Below are 13,020 nucleotides of genomic sequence, written 5' to 3'. Positions count from 1 at the left end.
TCAGGCTTGGCTGTCTGCGAAACGCTTGGCGCCGTCGACGATTTCCTTCTTGGCGGCTTCCACACCATCCCAACCCTTGACCTTCACCCATTTGCCTTTTTCGATGTCTTTGTAATGCTCGAAGAAGTGCTTGATGCGCTCCAGCTCTTCAGGCTGCAGATCATCGGGCGACTGAATGTGGCGGTACAGGGGATACAGCTTATCGGTCGGCACGGCCAGCAACTTGGCGTCACCACCGGCTTCGTCGTCCATGTGCAGCACGCCGATGGCGCGGCAGGCGATCACAGCGCCGATCTGGATAGGAAATGGCGCAATGACCAGCACGTCCACTGGGTCGCCGTCGTCCGAAATGGTTTGGGGGATGTACCCGTAATTGCATGGATAGTGCATCGCGGTCAGCATAAAGCGATCCACGAAAATAGCACCGGTCTCGTCAACCTCGTATTTGACGGGATCGGAGTTCATGGGGATTTCGACGATGACGTTGAATTCGTCGGGCAGTTTCTTGCCGGCTGGCACGCGATCTAGGCTCATTCTTACAAACCTTAAATAAAAGGGAGGAGTTAATCGTTGGAACGTCGGGGACGATCCGAAGTCTGGGACAGATCGACACCAGGTATGGGTGCCGTGTCGAAATAATCATCCAGGTCCGAGGAGGAGGTCAACACATCCTGACTGGGTTTGGCGGCCGGAGTCACCGGCTCGACCACCGGCAAGGGGCGACCACTGTCGGGCAGATCCGCCGCCATGGCGCTGGCATCGTAAGGCAAAGTCTGGGCATCGCCATCGCCCGGCAGGCTGTCGCCATCGACATGCGCAGGGTCCAGATGCGTGTCGGCAGCCGGCAGGGCACCGGAGATGGCCAGCACCGGCAAGGTGCCCGCCATGGCAGCAGCCTTGCGCCAATAAGCGACGGCTTCATCGCGGCGACCCAGGCTGTCGTACAAATTGCCCAACAAGGCATGATTGCGCAGATCGCCCTGGATTTTCAGGCTGCGCAGCAAGTAGTGTTCGCCCTGCCCCCACAACTGACTGGTCAGGCACAGATGCCCAAGGGTAGAGAGCAACACCGGATTATGCGGCTGGCTGCGCAACCATTCTTCGGCCTTGGCCAGACGGCGGCCGACCTGTTCGCGGGGGCATTGGGCATAAGCCTCCAGCAGACGGGCATCGAAACTGGCGGCAATCGCCGGTTCCAGAATACGGCCGGCCTCTTCGTAGTGACCTTCGCGCTCCTGGATCAGGGCCGCTTCCAGGGCGACGCCGGGAAGCAGTTTCTCGTCCGCCTTCAGGTCTGACCACAGTGCCTTGAACTGGTCGATACCTGCGGCCCGCAAACGGGCGGCAGCAGCAAATTCAATATAGGCCAACGCCTCCTGACGCTCGATCCCGCTGCGGCGCATCAGCACGCGGGTCAACTCGTATACGCGCTCGGCATTGCCCGACTGACGGTACGCACGCAACAACAGGCGGGTCGCATGCAAATGACGCGAACTGGCATCCTGCAACGGTTGCAGCAAGTCTATGGCCTGCTGCGCAAGATTCTGATCAAGATACATTTCGGCGGCCGCAACCGCGCTGGCATCCTTGAGCCGAGTATCTTGTCCTGCAGCCGACTGCGCCGCCGCCAGGGCTTGGTCACGACGGTTCATGTCGCCCTGGTAGTGCGCCGCGCGGGCCGCAGCCAGACCGGCAACAACCTTGCTGCTTTGCGATCGGGTCTTGCTCATGAGCTTGATCATGTCTTTTTCGGCCTGATCGTAGCGACCTTCAAGAATGCTGATCCAGCCGGTTTCCAGCAAGGCTTGATCACGCTTCTGGGCTCGGCGGCCGCGCCACAGGCGAAAACGCTCCGGCCCGCCGCTGACCCAGGCCAGCAAGCGCAGAAAAATATACAGGCCCACGAACAAGGCCAACAAAGACAGGACGACAAAGGTCAGTGAGGAGCGCACCAGATAATGCGGCGTCGCCAGATAGACATTGCCGGCATGTTCGCGCAGCACCAGCGCCAAGGCCACGGCGGCCACAAACAGGATAAGAGTCCAGAACCATGTACGCATTGTTTACCCCTGTGCCTGATCAGGCGGCGTGTCACCGATATGTGCGTCCGCATCCAGGGCCGCAGGCTCGGGGGCAACAGGTTCAGACACCGCCGGCGCGCTCTGTTCGGGTTGCGCGGCAGGCTCGGGAACGGGTTCTGGGGCTGATTCGGGAGCGGTTTCAGGCGTGGGTTCGGGAGCCGGCTCCGGGTTGGACGCCGGCGCAGAGCTATTGTCCTGAACCCGATTGGCTTCGTCCTGACGCAGACTTTCAATGGCCGCCAAGGTATTGTTAACCGTAGGCAGACGGGCACCGATCTGGGTATCTTGCAACTGCCCGGCCAAGCGCAGCGCCTGCTGTACCGGATTGGAGCGGACATCGAAGCGGTTCTGCAGCGCAGTCGTGACGGCATCGAGCTCGGTCTGCCAGACCGAAGACTGATTCATCATCATGGCCAATTGCGCCGTCATGATGCGCAAGCGCAGGTTTTCGCGCAGACGGGCGGCTTGGTCGGGTGACATCAACAAGGCGGCGGCATCGTCGACGCGCCGCACCGACACAAACTGTCCAAGATCGTGCGTCAACGAGCGCCAAGCCTGCACGCTCCATTGCTCCACCGTATTCCAGCCTTGCTGCCACCAGGGCGCATCGGCCGGCAGATCAGCCGGCACCGGCTGACTGGACTGCAGATCCAGGGCTTGCGTGCTGGCACCGCCGGCAACGTCGTCCGGCACCAGCAAAGGCGCTTCGGATACGTAACGGGACAAGGTTTCCAATTGCCTGGACAAGGACGCCACATCCACTGTGGCAGCAGCACGCAGACGATCCAGATCCCCGTTGAGGGTCTGTTGCAACGGTGCCAGGCGTACTCGGTTAGCGCGCGCCAGCTGAGCCTGAGCGGCCTCCAGGGACACAATGGCATTGGCCACGTTTCCGCCCAGCAGTAATTGTTGCTGGGCAATGGTGGCCAGATGATCGATGTCGTTCAGAAGAATCAGGTCCGAACCACGATCGGTCATGGTCTGAAAGGCCTGGCTAAGGTCCTGGAACTGCTCGGTGGAATCGCGATAGGATTTTTCCAGGGCGGCCAGCTTGTCCGACTGACGCTGCAACATGGCCAAGGCCTGGTCGGCGCGTTGGCCGGCTTGCTGCGTAGCCGTGATGTTGGCGGCCAGCTGCCCCTGAAGTTCGTCTTTGTATTGCTGAATGCTGCCGTGCTGGTACCACAGGGCCCCTGCTGCCAGCGCAATGACCAGGGCCGTCAAGGCGTAAGCGGGGGCGGCGCTGTTTTTTTTGCGCTCGGATGCCTTGGGCATGGTGCTGTGGGAGGCGGCAGATGCCGCTGTCGCCTGAGGACGGGAGCCTACTGGCTCCGATTCGCTTGCGGATGCGTGATCTGTTTTATCGTTCATGGCGAGATTGTAATCCGTGTAAGGCTAGTCGCGCGAGAGCACCGCGATCATGGCTGCAACGATGGCGTCATCGTCTGGCGTACACCTTTTTACCACTGGATGGGCGTCGATTCCAGCCTGCGCCAAGCGAGAAAGCAAATGTTCATGGATGCGCGGATGAATGACCACGTAGCGACAACGCCCCCACAAGGCCTGTAAACCCAGCCTTTGCACGTTCGCCAGAATCGCGTCTACGCTTTCTGAGCTACTGAGCAAGACCAAAGGAAATTGCTCCAGCGCCTGCTGCACGCGCTGCGCCTGCTCCGTGCTCCAGACCTGCGGACAGCGTCGATAAACAGCCAGCCTGCTTACCTGCACGCCGGACTGTTCAAGGCGCGTGCCCAGCCACTCGCGTCCGATATGGCCTCGCACGATCAGCACGCGGCGCACCTGCGGCAACAAGGCCTTGATCTGAGGCCAGAGCGCTTCGGAATCTTGTAAGGATGCGGGATCGGCAGGCTGCAGCACCAGATCGGCAGGCACGCCGGGTTGAGCCACCAAGGCGCGCGCAGTGGCGGCACCGACCGCCCCCAGGCGTACGCCGGCAGGCCAGCACAGGCCGCGTGCGCGCAAGGCGGAAAAATAAAACGCAGCGGCATTACCGCTGACGAACATGACCAGATCAAAATCGGCCGGGTCCTGCCAGTTGGCGGCCGACAGGTCCAGCGGCTGCAGCTCCAAGGCAGGCAGCACCAACGAAGAAAACCCCTGTGCAGCCAGGGCGGCTGCCAGGGGTTCGTTGCGGCCGGCCGGCCGCGTCAGCACGACCTGGGGCGTGACCATAGGGTATCAGTGGCCTGTAGAGGATTCGGACAGCAGGCGATCCAAAATAGCCTGCGCGCCCTGTTCTTTCAGGTCTTGCGCCAAGGCGATGCCCAAGGCCTGGGCATCGGCGGCTGGCCCACGGAGGCGGGCACGATAGACCACGGAGCCGTCCGGCTCGGCAACCAGCCCACGCAAGTCCAGACTATCGTCCTGCAACGTGGCATACGCCGCCAACGGGACTTGGCAAGATCCGCCCAAAGCCAGCGACACCGCCCGTTCGGCCTGTGCGCAAGCAGCACTGCGCGCATCGGCCAGGGGAGCCAGCCATTGCGCCAGCTCCTGGCGATTTTCCAAAATCTCGATGCCCAGGGCGCCTTGCCCGGCAGCAGGCAGGCTGTCGTCCACAGAGATGTAATCGCGGACGCGCTCGGCCAGTCCCAGACGCCGCAGGCCAGCCGACGCCAGGATAATAGCGGCATAGTCGCCCCGATCCAGCTTGGCAAGACGGGTCTGAACATTGCCGCGCAAGGGCCGGATATCCAAATGCGGATAGCGTTCGCGGATCTGCGACTCGCGGCGCAGGCTGGATGTACCCACCACGGCCCCCGCCGGCAAAGCCGCCAGGCTGGCGTAGTCGTTCGAGACGAACGCATCGCGCGGATCATCGCGCTCCATGATGATGGGCAAGGCAAACGGCGATTGCAGATCGACAGGCACGTCCTTTAAGGAATGAACCGCCAGATCGGCCCGCCCGTCCAGCAAGGCGGTTTCCAGTTCCTTGACGAACAGCCCCTTGCCGCCGACTTTGGACAGGGTACGATCCAAAATGGTGTCGCCGCGCGTGGTCATCTCCAGCAAAGTAACCTCGCATTGCGGGTACAACTGCTGCAAGCGGGCACGCACGTGTTCGGCCTGCCACAGCGCCAGTTGGCTGGCGCGGGTGGCAATGACCAGTTTCCGGGGAGCGAGCACTGCCGTCATGCGGCGAAATAGCGCGCGATGGCCGCGGTCACAATGCCGATGATGGCCAGAATACCCAGCCCCTGCAGCAGCGACAGCCCTTTTTCCTGGGACTTGGCGTCGGAAGATTTGAAAAATGCCATGGATTAACTTTCCTTGATAGAGCCCTTGCGGCTGGCCAGCCCTTTGCCGACGGCCACGACCAGCAGGGCGCAAACGATCTCGACCCCCAGTTTAACAGGAGAGGCGATCACGCCGAATTGATTTTCCACAAAGGCATCTGTTACCAGCATGCCGCCGGCGATCCAGCCCAGGAGCGCGCCGCCCAACGTCACGACCACAGGGAAGCGATCAATCAGTTTAAGCACCAGCGTGCTGCCCCAGATAATGATGGGCACGCTGAGCAGCAGACCAAAGACCACATAGCCCAGTTGGTGATCCAGATGCGCATTCTGGGCCGCGCCAGCAATCGCAATCACGTTGTCCAGGCTCATGACGAAGTCGGCCACGATAATCGTCTTGACCGCCGCCCAGATAGAGCTGGCCCCCTGGATATTGCCATGCGCATCATCATCGGGAATCAGCAGCTTGATGCCTATCCACAGCAGCAGCACGGCGCCGACCACTTTCAGAAAGGGAATGCCCAGCAAGGTCAGCGCGAAGAAAATCAGCACGACCCGCAAGATGATGGCACCGGCCGTGCCCCACAAGATGCCCTGCATGCGCTGCTGCTTGGGCAGATTGCGACAGGCCAGCGCAATGACGACGGCATTGTCCCCGCCAAGCAAGATATCGATCAGAACGATCTGAAACAAAGACCCCCAATGGAGCGACTGTAGAAATTCAATCATGTTAGTTCCCGTTACCGCGTTCAATTGCCGCCCTGCTCCCGAAGAGAAAGCGATTTTTTGTTGTTACGTCATGCCGCATGCATGCGGGCTAGCCGGATTTGGCAGGGAATGCGCCGGAAGGGTGTTTTTCTTGTCGAAACCGGCTGGCCGTTGCTGCCCGTGATACGGGCGGCCAGACAAACAGGCCCGCCGAAGCGGGCCTGGACTGCTTTACAGCACCGACTTGAGCAACTTGCCCATTTCGGATGGGTTGCGCGTCGTACGGATGCCGCAGGCTTCCATGACTTCGAGCTTGGCGTCGGCCGTATCGGCACCGCCCGAGATCAGCGCACCGGCGTGGCCCATGCGTTTTCCGGGAGGCGCAGTCACGCCGGCGATAAAGCCGACCACGGGCTTGGTCATGTTGTCCTTGGCCCACAGAGCGGCGTTGACTTCGTCAGGACCGCCGATTTCACCGATCATGATGACGGCATCGGTGTCTGGGTCGTCGTTGAACATCTTGAGCACATCGATGTGCTTCAGACCGTTGATCGGGTCGCCACCGATACCAACCGCCGAGGACTGGCCCAGGCCCAGCTCAGTGACTTGCGCCACGGCTTCGTAGGTCAGGGTGCCAGAGCGGCTGACCACGCCGATGCGGCCCTTGCGGTGAATGTGACCGGGCATGATGCCGATCTTGATTTCGTCCGGGGTGATCAGACCGGGGCAGTTCGGGCCCAACAGCAGGGTCTTACGGTTTTCGGCGCGCATGCGGTTGCGCACTTCCAGCATATCGCGCACAGGGATGCCTTCGGTAATGCAAATTACCAGATCCAGGTCGGCTTCAACAGCTTCCCAGATAGCGGCGGCAGCGCCTGCGGGTGGAACATAAATAACCGACACGGTGGCACCGGTTTCGGCTTTGGCGTCCGACACGGTGGCGTAGATAGGCACGCCCTCGAAGTCTTCGCCGGCGCGCTTGGGATTCACGCCAGCCACGAAGGCTTCCATGCCATTGCCGTACTCGCGGCACATGCGGGTGTGGAACTGGCCGGTCTTGCCGGTGATCCCTTGCGTGATGACTTTGGTGTCTTTATTGATCAGAATCGACATTTGCTAATCCTTAACCTGTTCTTACTTGGCGGCGGCGACAACAGCGGTCGCGGCTTCGGCCATGGTGTCAGCGCTGATGATGGGCAGACCGGAATCGGCCAGCATCTTCTTGCCCAGCTCTTCGTTGGTACCTTTCATGCGCACGACCAGCGGCACGTTCAGGTTGACGGCCTTGCACGCAGCAATCACGCCTTCGGCGATGACGTCGCAACGCATGATGCCGCCAAAGATGTTGACCAGAATGGCTTTGACGCCCTTGTTGGCCAGCATGATCTTGAAGGCTTCGGTGACTTTTTCAGCCGTTGCGCCGCCGCCCACGTCCAGGAAGTTGGCAGGTTCGCCGCCAAACAGCTTGATCGTGTCCATCGTGGCCATGGCCAGGCCGGCACCGTTGACCAGGCAGCCGATATTACCGTCCAGCTGGATGTAGGCCAGATCGTACTTGCTGGCTTCGACTTCGGCCGGATCTTCTTCGGCCAGGTCGCGGAAAGCGACGATATCGGGATGACGGAACAAGGCGTTGCTATCAAAATTGAACTTGGCGTCCAAAGCGATGATATCACCCGAGCCGGTCAGGATCAGCGGGTTGATCTCGGCCAGTTCAGCGTCGGTTTCGGTGTAGCACTTGTACAGCTTCTGGAATTCAGCAACGGCTTTTTCGATGGAAGCATCAGGCACGCCAATACCGCGAGCCAGCTTGGTGGCTTGCTCGTTGGTCAGGCCAAGAGCGGGGTCCACGAATTCTTTCAGAATGGCGTCGGGGTTGCGCTCGGCCACTTCTTCGATTTCCATGCCGCCTTCGCGGGAAGCCATCACGGCAACGCGCTGGGTAGCACGGTCGGTCACGATGCCGACGTAGTATTCTTTCTGGATGTCCGCGCCTTCTTCGATCAGCAGGCGGCCCACTTTCTGGCCTTCAGGGCCGGTCTGGTGCGTGATCAGTTGCATGCCCAGGATTTCCGAGGCCAACTGGCGCACTTCGTCGATGGAACGGGCCAGCTTGACGCCACCGCCCTTGCCACGGCCACCGGCGTGGATCTGCGCCTTTACCACCCACACGGAGCCACCCAGCTCCTGTGCGGCAGCCACCGCCTCGTCGACGGAGAAGGCAGGAATTCCGCGCGGCACGGCAACGCCAAACTGCTTTAGCAGCGACTTGCCCTGATATTCGTGAATTTTCATGTGATACCTGTCAGTCTAAAAACACAATAAAAAAAGCAGGAACCCTGGGCCTGAACCCGGGACCTGAACAAACCAGAAACTATGAACCCCCGGCCTGCGTATCCGGCCTGTACCAGACCGGATAGAACTCCTTGACCACCGGACCGCCCAGACGCAAGGCATGACAACCATCCAGATGGAAAGGCTGTTTGTCGGTACGATGGATTTCCGATTCGCCACTGCTGCGCCGCCGCCCCGCCATCGTCTGCACCGCGGCGGTGGGCAGAACCTGGGCCAGCTCGCTCAAATGAGTACAGCCGGCCGAGCGCGCCAGACGCTCCTTGACCCGCTGGCGAAACTGCTTCAGAAGATTCAGACCCACCAATTGCCGATAGGCAGGCGCAATGGAGGCGCAGTCCTGACCATAAGGCGCGGCATCGTACACGGCCAAGGCATCCGTGATGGTGAAGTCGCTATCGATGGTGATGCGCAGGTGCATATGATGAACGGGATCACCCGCCTTGTGGATCTGGCCGTGGCGGATGGGGAAATCGTAGGATTTCAAATCGACCAGCTCGGCTTCCAGATCCCATAGGCCATCTTCCCGAGCGAACGACTCCACCTTGATGGTGCGAGTATGCAGCGGTTCACGGGCGACGGACGTCTTGGGCAAAGGCATTGATACGTTCAAGGGCGCAAGGTTTAAACCGACTAAGTATAACGCACCTCGTATTCTACGTATCAGCGCCTTGCATATTCGTGACACCACTGGTTCTGCCCGACTGCCGGCCCCTAGGCCCGGCCACAGGCCGACGCGCCCGGGCCGATAGCATTGGAATAATCGACACGCGCGAAAGCATCCAGCAACAGCATAATAGAGCGCACCGCTTCCATCGGGACCACATCTGCATCCATTGCCGCAAGGGCAGGCCTTCACGAAAGGCGGACTCATCGACCTGGATAAACCGGAATGATGGAAGGCAGGCTTCTGATTCTTGGTCTGAATTGTGCCTGTACAATTATTTGAAAAAAAATCAAATGCACCATGCTAATCATGAGTTTTATTCATCATGCTTGAAATTCGTCATATGGAAACGCTGAGCGCCATCCGCGACAGCGGCAGCCTGCAAGAGGCCGCCGAACGCCTGCACGTCACGCAATCCGCCCTATCCCATCAGTTGCGCGACCTGGAAACGCGGCTACAGGTGCAATTATTGAACCGACGCACCCGCCCTGCCCGACTGACCACCGCCGCGCTGCGCATACTGACTCTGGCCGACGAAGTCCTGCCGCGCGTGCGCGCGACCGAACGCGACCTGCAGCGGCTGGCGGCCGGGCGTACTGGACGCTTGCATGTGGCTATTGATTGCCACTCTTGTTTTCAATGGCTGATGCCGACGCTGGATGCTTTTCGCCAACAGTGGCCCGATGTCACCCTGGATCTGTCCGCTGCATTTTCGTTCGCACCGCTACCTGCACTGTTGCGCGGCGATCTGGATGTGGTGATTACGTCCGACCCGCAGAACAGCGACGATGTCCATTACGCGCCCTTGTTTCGCTACGAATTGGCCCTGGCCGTGGCCAGCCAGCACCCCCTGGCCCAGTATCGCTATATCGAGCCCCTGCAACTGGCCGATCAGACTCTGATTACCTACCCTGTGGAACGCAGCCGCCTGGATATATTCACGCAGTTTCTGGAGCCCGCCGATATAGAGCCGGCCGCCGTCCGACAGGCGGAACTGACACCCATGATTGTGCAACTGGTCGCCAGCCAGCGCGGCGTGACGGCTCTGCCAAACTGGGCGCTGACCGAGTTTCTGAATCAAGGTTTGTTGCGCACATGCAGACTGGGGGAGCACGGGGTGTGGCGCACCCTGTACGCTGCCGTGCGCAAAGAAGATTTACAGGCCGATTATGTCCAGGCCTTTTTAAAACAAGCCCGTGACACCAGCTTCCAGACCTTGCAAGGAATCAGCCAAGCGCAAGGCTAAGGGTCGGCGGCCTTGTACCTGGCACGCAAGGAACACATCGGGACGCAAAGCGGGCCGTGAACCCTATTGAAAAACGGCTGAGTCACTGGAACATTGACTAAACAGCCCCGTCTTCCCATTCGCCCAAGATTTGCTGCAGGATGCGACTGGAAAAACCCCGACTGGCCATGAAACGATATTGTTTGGCGTAGGCGCGGGCGTCCTCGGGGGGGGCGTTAAACTTTTTGGCCCAGACTTGTTTGGCGCGCTCCAATTCGGTAGCAGCCAATTCTTCCTTGATGATGTCAGTCTGGCCGGCATCCAGCCCATGCTGACGCAGTTCTTGCAAAATGACGCGGGCCCCGACTCGGGCCGAACGACGGTTGACCAAACTTTGCGCAAACCGTTCATCGGACAGCCACTTCTGGGCCGCCAGTTCGTCGAGCAAGGAGGCGACTTGTTCCGGGCTGTCGGCGTGCGCAGCCAGCTTGCGCCCCAGTTCCAGACGTGAGTATTCGCGCCTGGACAAATAATTCAGGGCCCTGGCCTTGAGCGATGGCCCCGCACGCTTGGGCGATGCCCCAGTCGCGACCTTGTCATCCGCAGCAAAATCCGATTCAAATTCCGCATCGCCGCCGGGCTGCCCCTGCTGCCCGGCCGACAGGGCAGCCGCATTGGAGCGCCGGCGTTGCCGACGCTCCTGGACTTCCTGCGGATCGGTTTCAAAGGGTTCGTCGTCGAACCCACCGGGCAAAATCAAGCGTCGCCTTCAGGCGCAACAGGAGCGGCGGCTGCGCGCTCCATAGCGGCCATAGGAGCCACGCCTAATTTTTCGCGTACTTTGTTTTCGATTTCCCGCGCCAGTTCAGGACGCTCTTTCAGGAATTCACGCACATTGTCCTTGCCCTGGCCGATGCGGTTGCCATCGTAGCTATACCAGGCACCGGCTTTGTCCACCACGCCGGCCTGCACGCCCAGATCAATGATTTCGCCTTCGCGCGAAATGCCGCTGCCGTACATGATGTCGAATTCGGTCTGTTTGAAGGGGGGCGCAACTTTGTTCTTGACGACCTTGACGCGTGTCTCGTTGCCCACGATTTCGTCGCCACGCTTGATGGAACCAATGCGGCGTATATCCAGGCGCACAGACGAATAGAATTTAAGCGCATTGCCGCCCGTGGTGGTTTCGGGATTGCCGAACATGACGCCGATCTTCATACGGATCTGGTTGATGAAGATGACCATGCAGTTGGCGCGTTTGATGGTGGCGGTCAGCTTGCGCAGGGCCTGGCTCATCAGGCGGGCCTGCAGGCCGGGCAAGGCATCGCCCATATCGCCCTCGATTTCGGCCTTGGGTGTCAGGGCGGCGACCGAGTCGATAACGATCAGGTCTACCGAACCGGAGCGCACCAGGGCTTCGGTGATTTCCAGGGCCTGCTCGCCGGTATCGGGCTGGGAAATAAGCAGATCGGCCAGATTAACGCCCAGCTTTTGCGCGTACTGGACATCCAGGGCGTGTTCGGCGTCGATAAAGGCGCACGTACCCTTGATTTTCTGCATTTCGGCAATGACCTGCAAAGTCAGCGTGGTCTTGCCCGAGGATTCCGGACCATAGATTTCGATGACGCGCCCTCGTGGCAAGCCGCCGACACCCAGGGCGACATCCAGGCCCAAGGACCCGGTGGAGACGACTTGGATGTCGTGTTCCACGTTGTCGTCGCCATAACGCATGATGGAGCCTTTACCAAACTGCTTTTCGATCTGCGTCAGGGCGGCCGCCAATGCTTTGGAGCGTTCCGAGGCCACTGCTTTGCTGTTTTTGTCGTCCATGAAGAATCCTTGACTATGGAATTGCGCCACGATGGCGCAGGCACGGCAATTAAATCCAAGCCTAATTATTGCATCAAATTATACTGTATATATAAACAGACATCCACAAAAGCGTGATCGGCTCCATCGTTATCCCCTACTGACCACAGCGCAGGCCCTGTGCCACAATATGAAACGGCTTTTAAAACACGGATTTAACTAGGGTCATGCGCATACTCATAGCTGAAGACGACAGCATCCTCGCGGATGGACTTTCCCGTTCCCTGCGCTACGAAGGGTACGCCGTCGATGTCGTGCATGACGGCGAAAGCGCCGACTCCGCCCTGCAGTTGCAAAGCTTCGATCTGCTCATCCTGGATCTGGACCTGCCCAAAAAACCTGGGCTGGCGGTGCTGCAATCCATACGCCAGCGTCAGGACAGCCTGCCGGTACTGATCCTGACCGCCAGTGATACGGTCGAGCAGCGCGTGCGCGGACTGGATCTGGGCGCCGACGACTACATGTCCAAGCCCTTTGCCCTGACCGAACTGGAAGCCCGTGTGCGTGCCCTGACCCGTCGCAGCACCGGCACCAGCAGCGCCCTGCTGCAGCACAAACGCTTGAGTTTCGACCTGAAAGGCCGGGTCGCCTATATAGATAGCCAGCCCTTGGAGCTGTCTGCACGCGAAACCAGTCTGCTGGAAATTTTCCTCTCGCGCAGCGGCCGGATGATTAGCAAGAACCAATTTGTGGACCTGCTGTGCGAGTGGGGCGAAGAAGTCACCCCGAATGCGATCGAGGTCTACATTCATCGTCTGCGCAAAAAACTGGAGCCCAGCGGTGTGCGTATCATGACGGTGCGCGGACTGGGTTACTGCCTGGAACCGGAAAAGCTGCGCGAAGACGCTCCGGCCTGAGCCC

The 13,020-nt window shown here is 60.0% G+C and carries 15 protein-coding genes; 2 read left to right on the top strand and 13 right to left on the bottom strand.

Going from position 1 to position 13,020, the window contains the following annotated elements:
• From ppa to AADW57_RS07910, 11 genes are all read right to left on the bottom strand, one after another.
• Window positions 1–534, bottom strand: coding sequence for an inorganic diphosphatase (gene ppa / locus AADW57_RS07960; protein WP_341669515.1), 534 nt, complete (start codon window positions 532–534; stop codon window positions 1–3).
• 29 nt (window positions 535–563) lie between these two features.
• Window positions 564–2,060, bottom strand: a complete 1,497-nt coding sequence (locus tag AADW57_RS07955) for a heme biosynthesis HemY N-terminal domain-containing protein (protein WP_341669514.1) — start codon at window positions 2,058–2,060, stop codon at window positions 564–566.
• A 3-nt stretch (window positions 2,061–2,063) separates the two neighbouring features.
• Window positions 2,064–3,452 (bottom strand): uroporphyrinogen-III C-methyltransferase, encoded by a 1,389-nt coding sequence (locus AADW57_RS07950; RefSeq protein ID WP_341669513.1) that lies wholly within the window; start codon window positions 3,450–3,452, stop codon window positions 2,064–2,066.
• A gap of 24 nt (window positions 3,453–3,476) precedes the next feature.
• Window positions 3,477–4,274 carry a uroporphyrinogen-III synthase gene (locus AADW57_RS07945; protein ID WP_341669512.1) on the bottom strand — a complete coding sequence of 266 codons (798 nt, stop codon included), beginning with the start codon at window positions 4,272–4,274 and terminating at the stop codon, window positions 3,477–3,479.
• A gap of 6 nt (window positions 4,275–4,280) precedes the next feature.
• Window positions 4,281–5,228: a hydroxymethylbilane synthase gene (gene hemC, locus AADW57_RS07940; RefSeq protein WP_341669671.1), complete on the bottom strand. Its 948-nt coding sequence runs from the start codon at window positions 5,226–5,228 to the stop codon at window positions 4,281–4,283.
• Window positions 5,229–5,233: 5 nt separating this feature from the next.
• Window positions 5,234–5,359 (bottom strand): hypothetical protein, encoded by a 126-nt coding sequence (locus AADW57_RS07935; RefSeq protein WP_341669511.1) that lies wholly within the window; start codon window positions 5,357–5,359, stop codon window positions 5,234–5,236.
• A 3-nt stretch (window positions 5,360–5,362) separates the two neighbouring features.
• Window positions 5,363–6,067, bottom strand: a complete 705-nt coding sequence (locus AADW57_RS07930) for a TerC family protein (RefSeq protein ID WP_341669510.1) — start codon at window positions 6,065–6,067, stop codon at window positions 5,363–5,365.
• Window positions 6,068–6,277: 210 nt separating this feature from the next.
• Window positions 6,278–7,159, bottom strand: a complete 882-nt coding sequence (sucD, locus tag AADW57_RS07925; RefSeq protein WP_341669509.1) for a succinate--CoA ligase subunit alpha — start codon at window positions 7,157–7,159, stop codon at window positions 6,278–6,280.
• Window positions 7,160–7,180: 21 nt separating this feature from the next.
• Window positions 7,181–8,341, bottom strand: coding sequence for an ADP-forming succinate--CoA ligase subunit beta (sucC, locus tag AADW57_RS07920; protein ID WP_341669508.1), 1,161 nt, complete (start codon window positions 8,339–8,341; stop codon window positions 7,181–7,183).
• 79 nt (window positions 8,342–8,420) lie between these two features.
• Window positions 8,421–8,999 carry a DUF2889 domain-containing protein gene (locus AADW57_RS07915; RefSeq protein ID WP_341669507.1) on the bottom strand — a complete coding sequence of 193 codons (579 nt, stop codon included), beginning with the start codon at window positions 8,997–8,999 and terminating at the stop codon, window positions 8,421–8,423.
• Window positions 9,000–9,112: 113 nt separating this feature from the next.
• A complete protein-coding gene (locus AADW57_RS07910) occupies window positions 9,113–9,193 on the bottom strand; it encodes a hypothetical protein (protein ID WP_445819199.1) in 81 nt (26 codons plus the stop codon).
• Between the two features lie 197 nt (window positions 9,194–9,390).
• On the opposite strand from AADW57_RS07910, the gene AADW57_RS07905 reads away from it, so the two are divergent.
• On the top strand, window positions 9,391–10,311 hold the full coding sequence (locus tag AADW57_RS07905; RefSeq protein ID WP_341669505.1) for a LysR family transcriptional regulator: 921 nt from the start codon (window positions 9,391–9,393) through the stop codon (window positions 10,309–10,311).
• 97 nt (window positions 10,312–10,408) lie between these two features.
• Here AADW57_RS07905 and recX read toward each other — a convergent pair whose 3' ends face one another.
• Window positions 10,409–11,050 (bottom strand): recombination regulator RecX, encoded by a 642-nt coding sequence (gene recX, locus AADW57_RS07900; protein WP_341669504.1) that lies wholly within the window; start codon window positions 11,048–11,050, stop codon window positions 10,409–10,411.
• On the bottom strand, window positions 11,047–12,120 hold the full coding sequence (gene recA / locus AADW57_RS07895; RefSeq protein WP_341669503.1) for a recombinase RecA: 1,074 nt from the start codon (window positions 12,118–12,120) through the stop codon (window positions 11,047–11,049). The genes recX and recA overlap by 4 nt, the downstream gene beginning before the upstream one ends.
• 206 nt (window positions 12,121–12,326) lie before the next feature.
• Here recA and AADW57_RS07890 point away from each other — a divergent pair, with 206 nt between their 5' ends.
• Complete coding sequence (locus AADW57_RS07890) at window positions 12,327–13,016, top strand: response regulator transcription factor (RefSeq protein WP_341669502.1); 690 nt, start codon at window positions 12,327–12,329, stop codon at window positions 13,014–13,016.
• Window positions 13,017–13,020 lie beyond the last annotated feature (4 nt).

This window comes from Alcaligenes sp. SDU_A2 (assembly GCF_038237375.1).
Lineage (GTDB): Bacteria > Pseudomonadota > Gammaproteobacteria > Burkholderiales > Burkholderiaceae_B > Alcaligenes.
The sequence above is the reverse complement of the archived record's forward strand: the minus strand, read 5'-3'. Positions and strand labels throughout refer to the sequence as shown.